General features: G+C 51.5%; 12 protein-coding genes and 1 riboswitch. Of the genes, 9 read left to right on the top strand and 3 right to left on the bottom strand.

Features of this window, described 5'->3' with window-relative positions; genetic code table 11:
- Window positions 1-672: 672 nt before the first annotated feature.
- The 4 genes from H6F72_RS05245 (at window position 673) to H6F72_RS05260 (ending at window position 10,919) form a co-directional block, all read left to right on the top strand.
- Entirely contained in the window at window positions 673-7,362 is a 6,690-nt protein-coding gene (locus H6F72_RS05245) for a HAMP domain-containing protein (RefSeq protein WP_190432488.1), read from the top strand.
- A 72-nt stretch (window positions 7,363-7,434) separates the two neighbouring features.
- Window positions 7,435-8,253, top strand: coding sequence for a protein-glutamate O-methyltransferase CheR (locus H6F72_RS05250; protein WP_190432489.1), 819 nt, complete (start codon window positions 7,435-7,437; stop codon window positions 8,251-8,253).
- The gene (locus H6F72_RS05255) at window positions 8,225-8,848 is read left to right on the top strand and encodes a chemotaxis protein CheB (protein WP_348252164.1); all 624 of its coding nucleotides are present in this window, start codon (window positions 8,225-8,227) and stop codon (window positions 8,846-8,848) included. The genes H6F72_RS05250 and H6F72_RS05255 overlap by 29 nt, the downstream gene beginning before the upstream one ends.
- Before the next feature lie 4 nt (window positions 8,849-8,852).
- Complete coding sequence (locus tag H6F72_RS05260; RefSeq protein WP_190432492.1) at window positions 8,853-10,919, top strand: response regulator; 2,067 nt, start codon at window positions 8,853-8,855, stop codon at window positions 10,917-10,919.
- Window positions 10,920-10,989: 70 nt separating this feature from the next.
- On the opposite strand, the gene H6F72_RS05265 is transcribed toward H6F72_RS05260, so the two are convergent.
- Window positions 10,990-11,496: a hypothetical protein gene (locus H6F72_RS05265; RefSeq protein WP_190432494.1), complete on the bottom strand. Its 507-nt coding sequence runs from the start codon at window positions 11,494-11,496 to the stop codon at window positions 10,990-10,992.
- Window positions 11,497-11,922: 426 nt separating this feature from the next.
- Here H6F72_RS05265 and H6F72_RS05270 point away from each other — a divergent pair, with 426 nt between their 5' ends.
- Entirely contained in the window at window positions 11,923-12,705 is a 783-nt protein-coding gene (locus tag H6F72_RS05270) for an RNA polymerase sigma factor SigF (RefSeq protein ID WP_190432496.1), read from the top strand.
- A gap of 123 nt (window positions 12,706-12,828) precedes the next feature.
- Here H6F72_RS05270 and bchD read toward each other — a convergent pair whose 3' ends face one another.
- Complete coding sequence (bchD, locus tag H6F72_RS05275) at window positions 12,829-14,889, bottom strand: magnesium chelatase ATPase subunit D (protein WP_190432498.1); 2,061 nt, start codon at window positions 14,887-14,889, stop codon at window positions 12,829-12,831.
- 414 nt (window positions 14,890-15,303) lie between these two features.
- Window positions 15,304-15,462, top strand: a riboswitch (cyclic di-AMP (ydaO/yuaA leader).
- Window positions 15,463-15,552: 90 nt separating this feature from the next.
- Between bchD and ntrB the strand changes: the two genes are divergently transcribed.
- The 4 genes from ntrB (at window position 15,553) to H6F72_RS05300 (ending at window position 19,077) form a co-directional block, all read left to right on the top strand.
- Window positions 15,553-16,404, top strand: coding sequence for a nitrate ABC transporter permease (ntrB, locus tag H6F72_RS05285; protein WP_190432500.1), 852 nt, complete (start codon window positions 15,553-15,555; stop codon window positions 16,402-16,404).
- Window positions 16,405-16,508: 104 nt separating this feature from the next.
- Window positions 16,509-17,933 (top strand): ABC transporter substrate-binding protein, encoded by a 1,425-nt coding sequence (locus tag H6F72_RS05290; protein ID WP_190432501.1) that lies wholly within the window; start codon window positions 16,509-16,511, stop codon window positions 17,931-17,933.
- Between the two features lie 39 nt (window positions 17,934-17,972).
- Window positions 17,973-18,812, top strand: a complete 840-nt coding sequence (locus tag H6F72_RS05295; protein WP_190432502.1) for an ABC transporter ATP-binding protein — start codon at window positions 17,973-17,975, stop codon at window positions 18,810-18,812.
- A gap of 19 nt (window positions 18,813-18,831) precedes the next feature.
- Window positions 18,832-19,077: a hypothetical protein gene (locus H6F72_RS05300; RefSeq protein WP_190432503.1), complete on the top strand. Its 246-nt coding sequence runs from the start codon at window positions 18,832-18,834 to the stop codon at window positions 19,075-19,077.
- Here H6F72_RS05300 and H6F72_RS05305 read toward each other — a convergent pair.
- A complete protein-coding gene (locus H6F72_RS05305) occupies window positions 19,025-20,260 on the bottom strand; it encodes a HAMP domain-containing sensor histidine kinase (protein WP_190432504.1) in 1,236 nt (411 codons plus the stop codon). The two genes, H6F72_RS05300 and H6F72_RS05305, sit on opposite strands and share 53 nt — an antisense overlap.
- Between the last annotated feature and the right edge of the window lie 2 nt (window positions 20,261-20,262).

Raw genomic sequence — 20,262 nt, forward strand, 5'->3', positions numbered from 1 at the left:
ATGCTGATTGTTTGATTGCTACAGGGGGAGACAACTCAGTTGAGCGATCGCTTCCGGCGCTACTGACTCCATATCGGCTAATTTTGATCTAAAGTTTGATGGGGTTGGGAGTGAATTTAATTCAGGAATCTACAGGATAGACGTTACTAAGGAGTCTTATTAATGTCGCTATCCTCTGATGCTGACTGACTTTTAGACAAGCAGGAGCAATCAAACAGAGGTTTCTAGAGCCGCCTGTTGGCCTCAGAAATGAACAGGGATGCCTGCCATGAAATCTCAGAATATCGTCCTCAAGTGCAGTAGCGTACAGCGCCTGAAAATAACGTTTTAGTATATTTGATTGCAAACTCTGTCTGTAGCAAGCAGAGAGTTCAATGATTTAGCTGCACCGAAACAGTCATTGAGTTAAACCCGTTAAGTTGTTTTACCTTCCCCGTCTCAGCTAACCTGAGGGCTGATTTTTGGATTTAGCATCTATCTTTCGGTAGAAGCCAGTGGCCAGCCTTTGCACCGGATAATTGATCACAACTATCTCTGTTGGTCGTTGCACTCGTTAACTCTGCTCTCTCGTCCTTGACTGCTACTACAGGAGGTCTGGTTCGGCACAGATCTTGGCTGGTGGCGGCAACTCCCTAATTATTCGTATCCTCATTGCTCTAAAAGGATCAGGCTATGCCCGCTGAACAAGTTACCAAAGATACCGAGAACTTGGACCTCAGACAGTTACTAAAGATACTCAGTGCCGTTAAGAAAGGTAACTTTTCAGTTCGCATGGCTGATGAGTACACCGGGATGGCAGGCAAGGTTGCTGATGCGATTAACGATGTCATCGAGCTGAATGAGCGGATGACCAAGGAGCTAGAACGAATTGGCAAAGTTGTTGGTAAAGAAGGCAAAATCACTCAGCGAGCGTCGCTTGGAAATGCGGGCGGTTCTTGGGGCTCTTGCTTAGAGTCGATCAACAGCTTAATCAGCGACTTGGTGCAACCTACTGTAGAAACGTCGCGGGTCATCCGAGCCGTAGCGCATGGTGACTTGTCGCAAACCATCCCGACCGAAATTGAAGGTCGCCAGCTCAAAGGTGAGTTTTTACAAACGGCTCAAGTCGTCAACACGATGGTGGAGCAGCTTAGCTCCTTTGCCTCTGAGGTAACCCGTGTAGCTCGCGAGGTAGGCACCGAGGGTAAGTTGGGCGTGCAAGCCGAAGTCAAGGGTGTGGCAGGCACCTGGAAAGACTTGACCGATAACGTCAACTTGATGGCAGGCAACCTGACCGGACAGGTACGGAATATTGCCGAGGTTGCGACGGCGATCGCCAACGGTGACTTGTCCAAGAAGATTACGGTAGACGTGAAAGGCGAAATTCTAGAGCTAAAAAACACCGTCAACACGATGGTAGACCAGCTTAACTCTTTTGCCTCTGAGGTAACCAGAGTCGCCCGTGAGGTGGGAACTGAAGGAAAACTAGGTGTGCAAGCCGAGGTGAAAGGCGTAGCAGGCACCTGGAAAGACCTCACCGACTCCGTGAACTTGATGGCAGGCAACCTGACTGCGCAAGTACGGAACATCGCCGAAGTGACGACAGCAGTGGCGAATGGTGACCTCTCGAAGAAGATTACGGTAGACGTGAAAGGCGAGATTCTGGAGCTGAAGAACACCGTCAACATCATGGTGGACCAGCTCAACTCCTTTGCCTCTGAGGTAACGCGGGTGGCGCGGGAAGTAGGTGCAGAAGGAAAACTCGGTGGTCAAGCCGAAGTTCGGGGCGTCGCGGGCACCTGGAAAGACCTGACCGACTCGGTAAACTTCATGGCAGGCTCTCTGACAGCCCAAGTGCGGAACATCGCGGAAGTGACGACAGCAGTAGCGAATGGCGACCTCTCCAAGAAAATCACCGTAGATGTCAAAGGCGAGATTCTAGAGCTGAAGAACACGATCAACACGATGGTGGACCAGCTCAACTCCTTCGCTTCTGAGGTAACCCGTGTGGCGCGGGAAGTAGGTACCGAAGGAAAACTGGGCGTACAAGCTGAAGTGCGAGGCGTAGCAGGTACCTGGAAAGACCTGACCGACTCCGTGAACTCGATGGCAGGTAACCTGACAGCCCAAGTGCGGAACATCGCCGAAGTGACGACCGCAGTGGCGAATGGCGACTTGTCCAAGAAGATTACCGTAGATGTGAAGGGTGAAATTCTCGACCTGAAGAACACGATCAACACGATGGTGGACCAGCTCAACTCCTTCGCCTCTGAGGTAACCAGAGTGGCACGGGAAGTAGGCTCGGAAGGGAAGCTCGGTGGTCAAGCCGATGTGCGCGGGGTGGCGGGTACCTGGAAAGACCTGACCGACTCCGTGAACTTCATGGCGGGTTCGCTGACCGCGCAGGTGCGGAATATTGCCGAAGTGACGACGGCGGTAGCGAACGGTGACCTCTCCAAGAAAATTACCGTAGACGTAAAAGGCGAGATTCTAGAGCTGAAGAATACCATCAATATCATGGTGGATCAGCTCAACTCCTTTGCTTCTGAGGTAACCAGAGTCGCCCGTGAGGTGGGAACCGAAGGAAAACTCGGTGTGCAGGCGGAAGTACGTGGGGTGGCAGGCACCTGGAAAGACCTCACCGACTCGGTAAACTCGATGGCAGGCAACCTCACCGCGCAAGTCCGGAACATCGCGGAAGTGACGACGGCGGTAGCGAACGGTGACTTGTCCAAGAAAATCACCGTGGATGTGAAGGGTGAGATTTTAGAGCTGAAGAACACCATCAACACGATGGTGGACCAGCTCAGCTCCTTTGCTTCTGAGGTAACTAGAGTCGCCCGTGAAGTGGGTACTGAAGGGAAACTGGGGGTACAAGCCGAAGTTCGTGGTGTAGCGGGGGTTTGGAAAGACCTGACTGACAACGTGAACTCGATGGCAGGCAACCTGACAGCCCAGGTGCGAAACATTGCCGAAGTTGCGACCGCGATCGCCAACGGTGACCTCTCCAAGAAAATCACCGTGCAGGTGAAGGGCGAAATCTTAGAGCTGAAAAATACCATCAACATCATGGTGGACCAGCTCAGCTCCTTTGCTTCTGAGGTAACTAGAGTTGCCCGGGAGGTGGGTTCCGAAGGGAAACTGGGTGTGCAAGCCGATGTCCGAGGCGTAGCAGGCACCTGGAAAGACCTGACGGACTCGGTAAACTTCATGGCGGGTTCTCTGACAGCGCAGGTACGGAACATTGCCGCAGTCACGACAGCGGTGGCGAACGGTGACCTCTCCAAGAAGATTACGGTAGACGTCAAAGGCGAGATTCTAGAGCTGAAAAATACGGTCAACACGATGGTGGACCAGCTCAACTCCTTTGCTTCTGAAGTAACCAGAGTTGCCCGTGAGGTAGGCTCCGAAGGAAAACTGGGTGTACAAGCGGTCGTGCCGGGGGTTGCAGGTACCTGGAAAGACCTGACGGACTCGGTAAACTTCATGGCGGGTTCTCTAACCGCGCAGGTGCGGAACATCGCGGAAGTGACGACGGCGGTGGCCAACGGTGACCTCTCAAAGAAGATTACGGTAGACGTCAAAGGCGAGATTCTAGAGCTGAAGAACACGATCAATACGATGGTGGACCAGCTCAACTCCTTTGCCTCTGAGGTAACTAGAGTTGCCCGCGAAGTGGGTACCGAAGGAAAACTGGGGGTACAAGCCTACGTCCGAGGGGTCGCGGGAACCTGGAAAGACCTCACGGACAATGTGAACTTGATGGCAGGCAACCTCACCGCTCAGGTGCGGAACATTGCGGAGGTGGCAACGGCGATCGCGAACGGCGACTTGTCCAAGAAAATCACCGTGGATGTGAAGGGTGAAATTCTCGACTTGAAGAACACGATCAACACGATGGTGGACCAGCTCAGCTCCTTCGCCTCTGAGGTAACGCGGGTCGCCCGTGAAGTAGGCACCGAAGGAAAACTGGGCGGTCAAGCGCAAGTCACCGGAGTTGCAGGCACCTGGAAAGACCTGACCGACAACGTGAACTCGATGGCAGGCAACCTCACTGCGCAGGTGCGGGGGATTGCGCGAGTGGTAACGGCGGTGGCGAACGGTGACCTGAAGCGCAAGTTGATGCTGGATGCCAAGGGTGAAATCGAAACCCTGGCCGACACGATCAACGAGATGATCGACACGCTGGCCACCTTCGCCGACCAGGTAACGACGGTAGCCCGCGAGGTAGGGATTGAAGGAAAGCTGGGCGGTCAAGCGAAAGTACCGGGGGCTTCTGGAACTTGGCGCGCCTTGACCGACAACGTAAACGAACTGGCGGCCACTCTTACTACTCAGCTGCGAGCGATCGCCGAGGTGGCAACGGCGGTAACCAAGGGCGACCTGACCCGCTCGATTTCTGTGGCGGCGCAAGGGGAGGTGGCAGTCCTGAAGGACAACATCAACCAGATGATCGCCAACCTGCGCGAAACAACGCAGAAGAACACCGAGCAAGACTGGCTCAAGACCAACTTGGCCAAGTTCACCCGGATGCTGCAAGGTCAGCGCGACCTGGAAACCGTTTCCAAGCTGATTCTGTCCGAGTTGGCTCCGCTGGTTTCGGCTCAGCATGGGGTCTTCTACCTGATGGAACCGGGCGAAATGCATATTCCTTTCCTGAAGCTGCTCAGCACCTATGCCTACCGTGAGCGCAAGCACTTGGCAAACCGCTTTGGCATCGGTGAAGGTCTAGTGGGTCAATGTGCTCTAGAGAAAGAACGGATTCTGCTCAGCGAAGTCCCAGACGACTACATCAAGATTAGTTCTGGCCTGGGAGAAGCCACACCTCGCAATGTGGTTGTCTTACCCGTGTTGTTTGAAGGCCAAGTGACTGCTGTGATCGAGCTGGCGTCCTTCCGGCAGTTTAGTGATATTCACCTCACCTTCTTCGACCAACTGACTGAAAGTATCGCCATCGTCTTAAACACGATCGCGGCCAGTATGCGGACGGAAGAACTGCTGAAGCAGTCTCAATCCTTGGCCGAAGAACTGCAAGTCCAGCAGAAGGAACTCACCGACACCAACAAGCGCCTAGAGCAACAAGCGCAATCGCTGAAGGCTTCGGAAGAGTTGCTGAAGAACCAGCAAGAGCAATTGCAGCAGACCAACGAAGAACTGGAAGAAAAAGCCGAGTTGCTGTCGCTGCAAAACAAAGAGGTGGAGCGCAAGAACCGCGAAATCGAACAAGCGCGGCGATCGCTGGAGGAAAAAGCCGAGCAATTGGCCCTCAGTTCCAAGTACAAGTCTGAGTTCTTGGCAAATATGTCCCACGAACTCCGGACTCCACTCAACAGCTTGCTGATTCTGGCTCGACTGTTAACCGACAACAGCGACGGCAACTTGACCCAAAAGCAAGTGGAGTATATCCAAACCATCCACTCAGCGGGTACCGACCTCCTAGAGCTAATCAACGACATTTTGGACTTAGCCAAAATCGAATCGGGCACTATGTCGGTCGATATTGACCAGATGTTGTTCACCGATCTACGCGGTTACATCGATCGCACCTTTGGCCAAGTGGCTCAGGATAAGAGCTTGCAGTTCAACATCGAGCTGGATGAGCGCCTCCCCCGCGCCATCTATACCGATTCCAAGCGTTTACAACAAGTGCTGAAGAATTTGCTGGCCAACGCCTTCAAGTTTACCGAGCGCGGCTCTGTTACCCTCAGCATGACGGCGGCAGCCCAAGGTTGGAACCCAGAGAAAGAAAGCTTGAGCCGTGCTAATACGGTGATTGCCTTCTCTGTGACCGATACGGGCATTGGCATTCCAGCGGACAAGCAGAAGATTATCTTTGAAGCATTCCAGCAGGCAGATGGCACGACCAGCCGCAAGTATGGCGGCACCGGATTGGGCCTCTCGATCAGCCGAGAAATTGCCCGTCTCTTGGGCGGTGAAATTAGGCTGACCAGCGCTCCGGGACAAGGAAGCACGTTTACGCTATACCTACCGCAGGCTTACCAAGCCCCACCCACTGCCGCTCCAGCACCTCAGATGCCCATTCGGGTAGAACTGGGACGGCGGGAAGCACCCAACGGAGATGGCCCAGATTTCGCTGCCACGACATTGGCGGCCAATATTGCCGCGCTGAATTTGACTGAGTCACCTCCTAGCTCAATGATGCTGCCCTTGCCCGAACTCAGTGATGACCGCAGCAATATTGAACCGGGCGATCGCGTCTTGCTGATCGTTGAGGACGACCTCAACTTCAACCGCGTGCTAATTGACATGGCGCGTAACGAAGGCTTTAAGGTGCTAGTTGCTTTACGCGGCAGCATGGGCCTCTCTATGGCGCGCGACTTCAAGCCCGATGCGGTGATGTTGGATATTCGCTTGCCCGATATGGATGGCTGGACGGTGCTAGACCGCCTAAAGCACAACCCAGACACCCGCCATATTCCAGTTCATATTTTGACGGTGGAAGAAGGGCGGCAACGCGGCTTGCAATTGGGGGCGATCGCCTACATGCAGAAGCCGATCTCCAGCGAAAACTTGACCAACGCCTTGACTCAAATCAAAGAATTTGTCGAGCGTCGAGTCAAGAACCTTCTGGTGGTAGAAGACGACCAAATCCAACGTCAAAGCATTGTCGAACTGATCGGCAATGGTGATGTTGAAACTACAGCCGTTGGCTCAGGGGCGGAAGCTCTAGAAATGTTGAGAGACAACCACTTTGACTGTATCGTGCTCGATCTCGGCCTGCCTGACATGACAGGTTTAGAGCTGATTGAAGCCTTAAAACAGGAAGTGGGGCTAGCGAAATTGCCGATTATTGTTTACACAGGCAAGGAGCTGAGCCAGCAAGAAGAAACTGAGCTGAAACGGATGGCCGAAACCATCATCATCAAGGATGTGCGATCGCCCGAACGCCTCCTAGATGAAACGGCGCTATTCTTACATCGGGTGCAATCCGACTTGCCACAACCCAAGCGCCAGATGCTAGAGCAACTGCGGCAAAATGACCCGATACTCGAAGGCAAAAAGGTGCTGATTGTGGATGATGATGTCCGCAATATCTTTGCCCTCACCAGCCTGCTAGAGCGGTATCAGATGCAGGTGTTGTACGCAGAAAATGGGCGCGATGGCATTACTGTGTTGCAAAACAACCCAGATGTAGACATCGTCTTGGTGGATGTGATGATGCCAGAAATGGATGGTTACGAAACCATGCAAACGATTCGCCAGTTGAGTGTCTTCGATGCATTGCCGATGGTGGCCCTCACTGCCAAGGCCATGCAGGGCGATCGCGAGAAGTGTTTAGAGGCGGGCGCTTCAGATTACATCACCAAACCGGTAGATACAGAGCAGTTACTCTCTCTCCTACGTGTCTGGTTGTATCAATAGGTAGAAGGCAAAATTAAAAGTGTAAAAACGAAAATCCTGGAGTTCTTACACTTTTAATAACTTCTATAGCAAATGAACAACCTTGAGGAACTAGAAATTCACTTACTGCTGGAAGGAGTATTCCGCCACTACGGGTTCGATTTTCGTAACTATGCCTTGGCTTCTATCAAAAGGAGGATTTGGAATACTATTCGCGCCGAACACCTAAAAAGTATCTCTGGTCTGCAAGAGAAAATCCTACACGAACCTGAATGCTTAGAGCGCTTCCTGCTGGGGCTTTCGGTGAATGTCACCTCGATGTTTCGAGACCCCAGCTTCTATCTAGCTTTTCGGCAAAAGGTGGTGCCCCTCTTACGCACCTATCCCTTTATTCGGATTTGGCATGCTGGTTGCTCGACTGGAGAAGAAGTCTATTCAATGGCAATCTTGTTGCAGGAAGAAGGTCTGTATCACCGTTGCCGCATCTATGCCACAGATATGAATGAATCGGTTCTGCGTCAAGCCAAGGTAGGCATTTTTCCACTACACCTGATGCAAGAATACACCCAGCTCTATCTCAAGGCAGGGGGGAAGCGATCGTTCTCTGAGTACTATACGGCTGCTTATGACAATGCAATTTTTCGCGCGACGCTCAAAGAGAATTTGATTTTCTCCCAGCACAATCTAGCCACCGACGCTTCCTTTAATGAATTCAACGTCATCCTATGTCGTAACGTCTTGATTTATTTCAACAACACCTTACAGGAGCGGGTGCATAAGCTGTTATACGAAAGTTTGGGCAGGTTTGGCATTTTAGGAGTGGGCCATCAAGAATCTCTAAGACTGACGAAATACGAAGATTGTTATGAGGAGTTGGAAAGCCGTGAAAAGCTTTACCGACGGATTAAATAGTCGGCCCCCGCGCACCCAACCGTACTTCGAGTTGGTGGTCGTTGGGACTTCTTTAGGAGGGCTAAGTGCCCTAGAACTTCTACTTAAAAAACTACCTGTTACCTTTCCTGCTGCCATCGCGATCGTGCAACATCGACATAAAGACTCCGACACCAGCCTCAGTCAATTTTTGCAATCTTGTAGTGTGTTACCCCTGAAAGACGCAGAAGACAAAGAAGCCATTGTTCCGGGCCAAGTGTATCTGGCTCCCGCTGATTATCATTTATTAGTAGAGGATGTGGGTCGGTTTGCTTTGTCTACAGAGATGCCTGTGTCTTATGCCCGCCCGTCTATTGATGTGTTGTTTGAGTCAGCCGCTGATGCTTATGGGGCGCGGGGGATCGGCGTGATTTTAACTGGGTCAGGTCGGGATGGAGCGCAAGGTCTGGCTAGAATCAAGGCCCGTGGTGGCTTAGCCATCGTTCAAGACCCCAAAACTTCCGAAAGTCGGATGATGCCCGAAGCAGCGATCGCAACAACTGCCGTAGACTGGATTTTACCCCTGGCAGATATTGCTCCTCGTTTGATCCATCTTTGTCAGCCTGTCATAAGGTGAGCCCATGTCGTCTGAACCCAAAGTTAATGTTCTCCTGGTTGACGATTATCCGGAAAACCTGTTGGCTTTAGAGGCAATTTTAGAAAGCTTGGGCCAAAACTTAGTCAGGGCGAGTTCCGGCGAAGAAGCCTTACGCTGCCTGCTCCATCAAGATTTTGCGGTGATTCTGCTAGATGTGCAGATGCCAGGGATTGATGGCTTTGAAACTGCCACTTTAATTCGAGAACGGACGCGATCGCAGCATACCCCGATCATTTTCATGACCGCCTTTAGCAGTAGCGATTCCCTGGTGTTCAAGGGCTACTCTTTAGGCGCGGTAGACTACCTCCTCAAGCCAGTTAAGCCCGAAATTCTGCTCTCGAAAGTTTCCGTTTTCGTTGATTTGTTCAAGAAAACAGAAGAGGTGAAGCGGCAAGCAGCCCAACTCAGTGCCATCAATGCTGAGCTGAAGCAAAGTGAAGAACGCTTTCGCTCCCTCAGTGCCTGCTCGCCTGTAGGTATTTTTCTGACGGACATGGCAGGATGCTGCACTTACACTAACCCCCGCTATCAAGTGATTTGTGGTTTGGATGAAGCAGCTAGTTTAGGCGAAGGCTGGTTGCGATCGGTTTATCTAGAAGATCGACCTCGTGCTGCCCAAGAATGGTTGGCCTACACCAAGAAGGGCCGAGAATATTCTGATGAATTTCGCTTTCAGGCCCCCGATGGCACGATTCGCTGGACCCATGTGCGATCGTCTCCAATGGTTTCAGACCACGGCAAGCTGCTGGGCCACGTCGGCACCATTGAAGACGTGACAGAGCGCAAACAGGCAGAAGAAGCCAGAGCCCAGTTCATGCGCGAACAAATCGCTAGACAAGAAGCTGAGGCTGCCAATCGGATTAAAGATGAATTTCTCGCTATCCTCTCTCACGAACTGCGGACTCCTCTCAATGCCATGCTGGGCTGGGCTCGCCTCCTCCGCACTCGTAAATTTGATGAGGCGACCACAACAAAAGCCCTAGAAACGATTGAGCGGAATGCCAAAGTCCAAGCGCAGTTAATTGAAGACATTCTGGATGTCTCGCGGATTATTCGCGGCAAGCTGCGACTGGTAATTCGTTCCGTTAATCCCATTGGGGTGATTGAAGCCGCAATGGATACCCTGCGTCCGATGGCTGACAGCAAGTCTATTCAGGTTGAAACTAAATTTGACCCACCAGGAGAGCTAATTTTAGGGGACCCCGACCGTCTCCAGCAGGTGGTTTGGAATCTGCTATCAAACGCGATTAAGTTCACCCCCGAGGAAGGCAAGGTGGAGGTGAGCTTATCCTTTGGTCAAGAGGATGTTGCCAGCGACAATGGTCAAGGCCAACCGCAACGCTATGCTCAAATCCAAGTGACTGATACAGGAATCGGGATTAGTCCAGAGTTTTTACCCTATGTGTTTGACCGCTTCCGTCAAGCCGATAGCACCACGACTCGGCCTTACGGTGGTTTAGGCTTAGGGCTGGCGATCGTGCGGCATTTGGTCGAACTGCATGGCGGTACGGTGGAGGCAGCTAGCAACCCAGACGGTCCGGGGGCGCGGTTTATTGTTAAATTGCCGCAAGCAGCTACCTTAATCGACCCACAAGATGCGGAGGAAGGCTATCCAATGACGCATCTTGCGGCTGTGAATACAGAGGTACCTTCGCTATCTAGTTTCCGGGTGCTGGTAGTCGATGATGATCCAGACACCAGAGAGTTTTTATCGACGGCCTTGGCGCAATACGGCGCGGAGGTGAACATTGTCTCCTGCGTGGCAGATGCGGTGACAGCCCTCGGCGATTTCAAGCCCAATGTGCTGGTGAGCGATATTGGCATGCCAGATGCGGATGGCTACCAGCTCATTCGCCAAATTCGCAGACTAGGGGCAGAGCAAGGAGGTAATATTCCCGCGATCGCCCTTACTGCTTATACCCGCGTGGAGGAACGTAAGCGCGCGATCGAAGCAGGGTTTCAGATGCACTTAGCGAAACCTATAGAGCCAGGAGAGTTGGTCGCCGCTGTCGCTAAGTTGGTGCAACCAGCCTCGCAGCTTCAAGCTTAATTTTCGGGTTTGAACTTTTGGGTTTGAACTTTTGGGCCTAAACCTTAGCTCTGAGCTCTGAAATTCCGAATTAAGAGCACAAAGCCGTAGACCAATTTTGGTGGCCCCGTCCTGGTTGGCACTTAGACTGTTTGCCAACCCAAACCACTTGCCATTGGCTACCGATGTCGCTGGGTTGCGGCTGTAATTCCACTCGGTATCTCACACCATTAACCGAATCGTCTTGCCATCCTGTTTGGGTTAGTAGCGCGATCGCTTCTCCAGATGGGGAATAACTAATCTCAAGTTGCTCCAAGCCAAACTTAGATAATGGTTCCGTAGCCCCAAATAACTGAGCCACGATCGCGCTGGGCCGCTGTCCCGTTAGATTTTTGCCATTTTCGGTGAGCTGAGTCAGCACGACAGGACTGTAATCAGTTCTAGAATCTGGAGCGGCTGGTTGAGGCTGAGCGATCGCTTGGCTAATCAAAGGCTGCTGAGGGTGCCTAAACTGGGTCGCAACGCCTGTCAGCCCTACAAGAACGCCTGCAAATAAAGCTAGGTGCGTGACTCGGAACGAAGTAAGCATAAGTGGCATGACATAGAGCAGAGCAAGTTGTAAAAGCTCTAGTACTGATAACTACAATTTTTCTGACTGAGGTTCCGGGCAGTTTGGCGCTTGGTGATGACCTTCGGGTTTACCCATCTGTAAATCTGTGTAACGTTGCATTCAGGCGTCAAAATGAGCTTTATGAAATCTTCAGGATAGGTTCTGAGTTGACCACAGCTCTTGCTAGACGGATATTTTCGCGGCTTGACTGCTGAAGCGATCGCCGTAGTTCACGGCTTTTCCAGCAGAAAAAGCAACATTTTAGAGGTTTGACTCAGCCTGAGCCAGAAAAGATAGGTCCGTGTTTCCCCTGATCGTACTTACTGGGGTGCAGAATATTCCCGTAAAACAACGATCCTCTTTATGGAGCGCGATCGCGAGAATGAGTTCAACTCTGATGCAAGGCTCTGTGTGATGACTACCCAATCTTCCCCCCGCTCTCAAGTCATGGAACTCCTGGTTGCTTACCACCAGAATCCCTCCGTCTCGCGTCGCAACCAACTCGTCCGCCTCAACGCTGGACTGGTACGGAAGATTGCTCACCAAGTCAGCCATCAGTGTGCAGAACCCTACGAAGACCTCGAGCAAATCGGCCACCTCGGTCTCATCCGCGCTATCGAGCGCTTCAACCCGTCCCAAGGTTGTGCCTTCAGCTCTTTCGCCGTTCCCTACATTCGCGGTGAAATGCTCCACTTCCTCCGCGATCGCGGCAACACGGTCAAGATTCCTCGTCGCTGGCAAGATTTGCAGAAGGAAGGCCAAAAGGTGCGCGAAGCGTTGATGAAAGACTTGGGACGGCAACCCCAGGACGCAGAAGTTGCCACTGAGCTAGGCGTCTCGGTCAACGAATGGAGAGAAATCAAACTCGCGGGCAAGAATCGCTCCTTGTTGAGTTTAGACGCCACAGTCTCACAGCAAGTAGACTCAACCGTGACATTGGGCGACATGCTCCCCGATGCCCACTACCAAACCTTGCAGTTACTCGAAGAAGACCGTCAGCAGTTGCAGAGAGCGCTGAGCCAACTAGAGGACAAGACAAGAGCCGCGATCGAGCTTGTTTACTTCAGCGACTTGTCCCGCAAAGAAGTAGCAGAGCGAATTGAAGTCAGCCCGATGACAGTGACCCGCCGCATTCAGAGAGGCATCCAGCAGATGGTGGCCTATCTCCAGCCTCAAGAATTGCAAACTGACCCCTAGAATTTAGCTAATCTCAGATTAGCCATCTAAGTTAGCCATAGATTTTCCTACATCAGATCCTCCTGCATCTGCCAGATTGAACTTAATCAATCTGGCATTTTTGTTGCTGCTTGGTTTTCTGGCTTAGCGGGTTCTGACATCGGCGATCGCATTTCTGGCCATCGAGGCAATGGCGCGATCGGTCGCTTTGGGGAGATGGTAGTATTTGCCGCCTGCGTGCTTGGCTAGCTCTTTGGCGAAACCTGTGGAGATGAACTTGCTTTCTGTGTCGATCACCAGCAGTTGAATTCGCAGGCCGCGAATCTTTCCAGCGATTTCTAGCAATTCTCCTTTAATATCGGGCTTTTCGCCCTCTTGAATCGGTTCACCCAGCGATCGCGCCAGCGATACATTGCCGCGACCATCGGTAATCGCCACAATCACCACTTGACCAATATCTCCTGACTGCTGAGCATTCATGCCCACCCGGACTGCTTGGGTTAAACCATGCGCTAAAGGAGAACCGCCCCCGCAAGGCATGCGATCGAGCCGTTTTCTGGCAGCCGCGATCGAGCGAGTAGGAGGTAGGAGCACTTCTGCCTGTTCGCCTCGGAAGGGGATCAGGGCAATTTGATCACGGTTTTGGTAGGCTTCGGTCAACAACTGCAAGACAGCACCTTTAGCCGACTGCATCCGGTTCAGCGCCATTGAGCCAGAAGCATCAACCACGAACACAACTAAGGCTCCAGCCTTCCGGGCTAAGCGCTTAGCCCGAATATCCGGTTGCTCCACAATTACCCGACGGTCGGGTTGACGTTGACGACGGGCTTTCTGGTAAGGGGCGGCAGCGCGTAGCGTGGCATCTACTGCAATCCGTCGGACTTGGCCTCTCGGCAACATCGGTTTGATGTAGCGGCCCCGATCTTCCGAGAAGATAATTGTCCGAGCGCCTGACTTACCCTGCCGATTAGCCGCCATCTGGGCAAAGTACAGCACAGATGGGTCAAGAATCACACCTTCGGGGTCAAAGATAAACTCTTCCGGGACGTTGGGCGGTTCTTGCTCTTGCTCTGGTTCGTCCTGCTCGTCTTTTTCTTCCTGCTCGTCCTGGTCTTGCTCAGATTCGTCCTGCGGTTCGTCTTGATTTTGTTGGGGCGGTGGCGGTGGGGGCGCAGGGGGCTCTTCGGGCGGGGTTTGAACGACTGTGGATCGGGGCACAATCACCAGTTCTACAGCTCGCCGCAAATCCTCGGCATTGACGCTGGCTCGACCTTCTAATGCGGCATGAGCCTTGGCGACTCGCACGGCAAACAGTTCCGCCCGGTGGCCTTGCACCCCGCCCCGTAGGGCTTCATTGACGAGGTAGGCAACTTGCTCTGACTGAATTTGGACATCTTTTAGCCACTCGCGAGCTAAGACAATTTGCGTTCTCAGGCCATCTAAATCTTCGTCGTACTGCTCTAAGAAAGATTGGGGAGAGTTAGCGTACTGAGTGGCTTGGTCTACCGCTTGCACCCGCTCATCAATCCCTAAAACGGCATCCGCAGAGAGGGCGATCGCAATTCTATCTAGCAAGTGCTCTCGTAGCGAACCTTCTTCGGGGTTGTAGGTAGCAATCAGCAACGGCTTGCAAGGGTGCTGGAAACTAATACCTTCCCGCTCCACTTGGTTGCGTCCTTCGGTCAGGGTGCCTAACAGGAGATTGGCAATTTGGTCGTCTAGGAGATTAATTTCATCGACATACATCACGCCACGATGCGCTTCAGCCAACAATCCGGGCTGAAAAACGGTTTCCCCACGCTTGATTGACTGGCTGACATCAACCGAACCGAGCAAGCGGTCTTCAGTCACACCTAGCGGAATCTGGATAAAGGGTGAAGGAACGACTTCGGTGAAGGGAAGCGGCTGACCCCCGATTACAGGCATCTGACCATTGGCGGCTTCAAGCAGTAGTTGGTCATCCCACTCGCGGGGATTGTTGGGGTCGCAGTTGCAAGCGGAGCCTTTGACGATTTCAATGGGGGGTAACAGGGCGTGAATTGCCCGCGCCATGACTGACTTGGCGGTGCCTCGACGACCTGCAATCACTACGCCACCCAAGCCAGGGTCAATGGCAGCTAGTAACAACGCCATCTTGATGGCTTCTTGGCCCACAACAGCGGCGAGAGGAAAAGCAGTAATCGACGGGTTAGTCAGCGCAGGCATGGTTTCGATCAATAGCGAGTCCAGTGTTTCAGCATAACAAGGAACCGGGGCCAGAACTCACGCGATCGCTCTTGATCCTCAACGGAAATTTTGTCTAAATGCTCTCAAATTACTATAAATAAAAAGCGTGGTAGGAGTTACTAAACCTAGAGTTAGGGAGTTAATTCTTAATAGAATTACTCGTTCTTAATGGTAGGAAAATTAGTTTTATATTTAGTTGACTGTAGCTTTTACTACTATCTTAATTAACCTCTAACTGACTCCTGAAAGTCGCTCTTAGCCCTGGAATTCAATGATTTAGTAACAATTTTTTGCTTCCATCTCAAGAATGATTGCCGATCGCAAAAACTAGTGATAGACTGCGGGGAATTCAATAAGTAAGTTAGCCTAATCCAGCGTCTAAAAGTGCGATCGCTTTATTTAAAGCCGGAAGCTTTAGAGTTAAGAACTGGAGCGGAGGAACCAAAATTTGGGGCTTATCTTGAGCAAGCTTTATTTCTAAAAAGCAGCCAGGGGGGACATCTCTCAGTCCTAGCCCGTCAGCTAACTCCGTCGGCATTGGGAGGAGACTGAAGATCAGCATTTTTTAATCTGGTCTTTTCAGTGTCCTTGGTTGGTATAGCGACGACTTACTTGTACCTGCCTCGACTCTGAGATAAATTCATGCTTCAACTCAATCTTGCTGCAATCGCGGTTGCAGGACAGGTAGCTTGGCGACGAGCTAAACCACTTTTAATTCGAGATACAGTTCTACTGCCCGCACTCGGGTTTTTAGGCATTATCTTGCTGTGGTGGTTGGCAGCCATCTTTAATCCTGACTTAATGCCGACCCCGCCAGAAGCTTTAGTCGCTAATTTGGATTACATTTTGCATCCATTTTATCGGCGCGGCCCAGGTGACTTGGGCATTGGTTGGTTACTCCTAGCTAGCCTACGCCGAGTGATCCTAGGGTTTTTCTTGGCAGCGATCGTAGCGATCCCAATTGGTTTTTTGGTGGGCATGTCTAAGCCCGCTATGATGGCGCTCAATCCGGTGATTCAAATCTTTAAACCTGTCTCACCGCTTGCTTGGTTGCCGATCGCCTTGGCTATCTTTAACTTGGCTGATCCTTCGGCCATTTTCGTCATTTTTATTACCTCTTTATGGCCAACCATTATTAACACTGCGTTGGGTGTTTCTAGCGTGTCCCAAGACTACATTGATGTGGCACGAGTCTTAGAGATGCCTCGTTGGCGGCGCATTACTAAAATCATTTGGCCTGCGAGCCTACCCTATATTTTTACTGGCCTACGGATCAGTTTGGGTATCGCCTGGCTGGTGATTGTGGCTGTAGAAATGCTCACAGGTGGTATTGGGATTGGCTTTTTTGTCTGGGATGAGTGGAACCGCTTGAACTTGAACTCAGTATTCCTCGCGATTTTGGTCATTGGTGTCACAGGATTGTTGCTCGACTACGCCGTTAGCAAGGTAGAACAGCTGGTCACCCATCGCACTACACCGGGCACTAATTTCTAGACCCTCACCAATTCCCCCAGAATTGGGGGGCTAGGAGGCGATTTGAATAGTGAACAGCAGTCGTCAAATAGCCTCTGACCTAATTGCTAAAAACTTTTTCGACTATGAGCGATACATTTGAGCATCAATGGACCCGACGAGATTTTCTTAAGGGGATGGGATCTGCTGCGGTAGGCACGACTCTTGCCTCCTGTAGCATTAGTGGCGATCGCAGTGCTAAAGGTTTAACCGAAGAAGCTTTAGCTATCAAACAGGTAGTCAGGCCAGAAGATCTAGAGAAACCGGATCTCACGGTGGGCTATGTGCCCGTGAATGACTGCGCGCCGTTTGCGATCGCCTGGAAAAAAGGCTTTTTTCGGAAGTATGGTCTCAATGTAAAACTCAACCGAGAAGCCAGTTGGGCAACTTCTCGCGATGGCATCATCTTTGGCCGTACCGATGCCGCTCCCGTGGTTTCTGGAGCCGTAACTAACGCCCGGATTGGCGCTGAGGGAGCCAGACATGCGCCGCTTTGTGCCGCGATGACGATTCATCGCCACGGAAACGCCATGACCATGAATCGCAAAATGTGGGATGCAGGCATTCGGCCCTGGCGAGACTACAACGGTGACCTAGAAGCCTTTGGCCGCGACTTCAGAAACTATTTTGAGAATCAACCCTCCGAGCAGCGGGTTTGGGCAGTGGTGCTCAGTTCTGCCATTTATGAATACTTTGTCCGCTATCTGGCCGCCGCCGCAGGAATAGACCCGCTAAAGGAATTTCGCGTCATCATTATTCCACCACCGCAGATGGTGAGCAATGTGCGGATTGGGGCAATGCAAGCATACATGGTGGCGGAGCCGTGGAATAGCCGTGCCATTAGCCCCTTGGGTAAAGGAAAGGAGGGCGTTGGATTTACCTTTGCTCAGGGAAAGGAGATCTGGTTGGGACACCCCGATCGCTTGTTGGGTGTGATGGAATCGTTCATCAACGAAAATCCCAAAACTTACAGATCTTTAGTCAAAGCCATGATTGAGGCTTGCCAGTATTGCAGCAAACCGGAAAATCGGGCTGAAGTTGCTCAACTCATTTCCGAGCGATCGTTTACGGGAGCGAAACCCAAATTCACCCGCCCTGCAATCATCGGGGAGTATAACTATGGTGGTTTTGACGGCAAAGAGCGGATTGATCGTTCACTCGATACCACGATTTTCTTTGATATCCCTGACAATATCCCCAAGCAACCCAACGAACACTCTACCTTCCCGTGGCGATCGCGTAGTATTTGGCTGATGACACAGGCAGCGCGTTGGGGACAAATCAAAGAATTTCCTAAGAACGCCGAAGAACTGGCCACCCAAGGTTGGCGAGCTGATTTATATCGTGAGATTGCTGCTGAAATGGGGATCGCCTCTCCCCAAGAAGATTACAAAGTCGAGTCACCGGAAGTATTTATTGATAAGAAGGGATTTGACCCCAGCGATCCCGTGGGTTATCTCAACAGTTTTGCTATTCGCGCTAACGCACCCCAACGATTTTTCCTCTCTTAAGGTTTTGTTCCTTACCTCGTAGCCGCTTCGGAGTTAATCATGGTCAAATCCACTAGCCAGTTTGCTGAGTCTGATAGTCGCACCCCAACTCATCCGGGTGGTTTCTTGGTAATTGAGAACTTGGTCAAAGCTTATCCCACAGCGGGTGGGGGCGAGTCTGTCGTTTTAGATGGTATTGACTTGACCATTGGTGAAAATGAATTCATCTCTGTCATTGGTCACTCGGGTTGCGGTAAATCAACCTTGTTGAAGATTGTTGCGGGTTTAGAAACGGCCAGTGGTGGGTCTGTTAGGCTAGAAGGCAGAGAAATCCGCAAGCCAGGAGCCGAGCGGATGATGGTATTCCAACACTACTCTTTGTTGCCGTGGCTGACAGTCCGGGAAAACATTCGCTTAGCAGTAGATGAGGTGCTAAAGCGCGTCCCTGCTCGTGAGAAACAGCAGATCGTCAATGAACATTTGGCGATGGTGAATCTTACTGCTGCCGCCGACAAATATCCAGACGAAATTTCGGGTGGGATGAAACAACGAGTCGGGATTGCGCGGGCGATCGCGATTCGGCCCAAGATGCTGCTGATGGATGAACCGTTTGGGGCGCTGGATGCCTTGACGCGAGGCAAGTTGCAACGGCAAGTGCTGGATATTTGGGAGAACCAACGGCAGGCCGTAATGATGATTACCCACGATGTCGATGAGGCGCTTTATATGTCTGATCGCATCGTCATGATGACCAATGGCCCTGCGGCCAAGATTGGTGAAATTTTAGATGTCCCCTTTCCTCATCCCCGCGATCGCGCTTCAATGCGTAACTCTCGCGAGTATTTTGACCTCCGGAATTATGTGTTGAACTTCCTCGATCACTACTTCACTCAAGATTAGAGCAGGAGTTGAATTAGCTATGTTTACGATTGGCGATTCCGTACAACATCAAATGACTGGGCAGTTAGGCAAATTAGTGGGCTATGGTCATCAAATCTCGGAGCAAGGCGCTTATCTACCCACGTTACAAGTCCTAACGACTGATGAACTGGCGCTAACCCATCACCACGAAGTCCTCGAAGACCTCACCTCCGCCTGGGTAGTTCAGCCACTTACTCGCTCTGGAGAGACAATTCCTGGGGCAGCATCCCTTCAGCAGGTTTAACCTCCAGTGGCAAAGTCACCGTGAAGGTAGAGCCAACTCCCACTTGAGAGGCCAACTCGACCTCACCTTGCAGCAGTTTAACTAATCGCGCCACGATCGCCAGTCCTAAGCCTGTACTATTCGACAGATAGGACTGGTTATTGGGCATGACTCGAAAATAGGGATCAAAAATCTGAGTTTGGTTGTCAGGCTCAATCCCAACTCCTGTATCGCTAATCGCGATCGCCCAAGTTTGGTTGGGTTGGGTTTCACAGGTGATATGAATCGAGCCTGTTTCGGTGTAGCGAATGGCGTTACTAAGCAGATTCATCAACACCTGCTGCAAGCGTAAAGCGTCAGTGACGACTTCTTCAGGAGCGCGATCGCAGTCAACTACCAACTGCAACTCTTTGCTGCGGGCTAAAGGTTCAACAATTTCTAAAGTCTGCTGAATAATCCCTCGTATTTGAATCGGTGCTAGGTGCAGCTTCATCCTGCCAGCATCGTACCGAGAAATTTCTAAAGCATCGTTGATCAAGTGGAGCAACTGCCGACCGCTGCGGAGAATGCGCTCAATGTGCTCCAACTCTTGATAGTTATCTTTATCTTCCTCGGGCTGTCGGTGTTTACGTAAAAACAGATCCGAGTAGCCAATGATGGAAGTTAAGGGAGTTTTGAGTTCATGGGCTAGGTGCGACAAATTCTCTTTGCTGGCCCGCACTAAACGAGTTAACTCTTGATTGGTGAGTTTCAGTTGCGTCTGTAGCTGCTCTAGTTCTTTCAGCCGTCCGTGGGTATAGCTCTTAAAACAACGAGCGATCGCTTCATCAATTACCGTGTCAATCAAGCGCACAGCTCGCAGTAGTTCTTTGGGGGAGCTTTGCAGCAATCCTGTCTCTAAAGTTTCAAAGATCACGGCGCGTAGTAGACGGTACTCACGGGCGATTTCGGCTGGGTCAAATCCTTGCTCGGCGCGGACGATGCCATGTTCTAAACTGCTTTCGACTAGCTTTTGTAGGTCTCCTTCTCCGTCATTCGACAAAATGCTAGCCATTGCCTGCAAAACTTTGGGGAAGCTATTGCGCAGGGCTTTGTAAGTCAGCTCCTGAGCAATTTCGATTTGGCTATCCTGCCGTACAGCACTCACCCAATTTTGCTCAATGATCTCTATCTTGTCGGTCAGTAGTTGCCCAAAGTCCACCATAT

It is taken from the genome of Trichocoleus sp. FACHB-46 (assembly GCF_014695385.1).
GTDB lineage: Bacteria > Cyanobacteriota > Cyanobacteriia > FACHB-46 > FACHB-46 > Trichocoleus.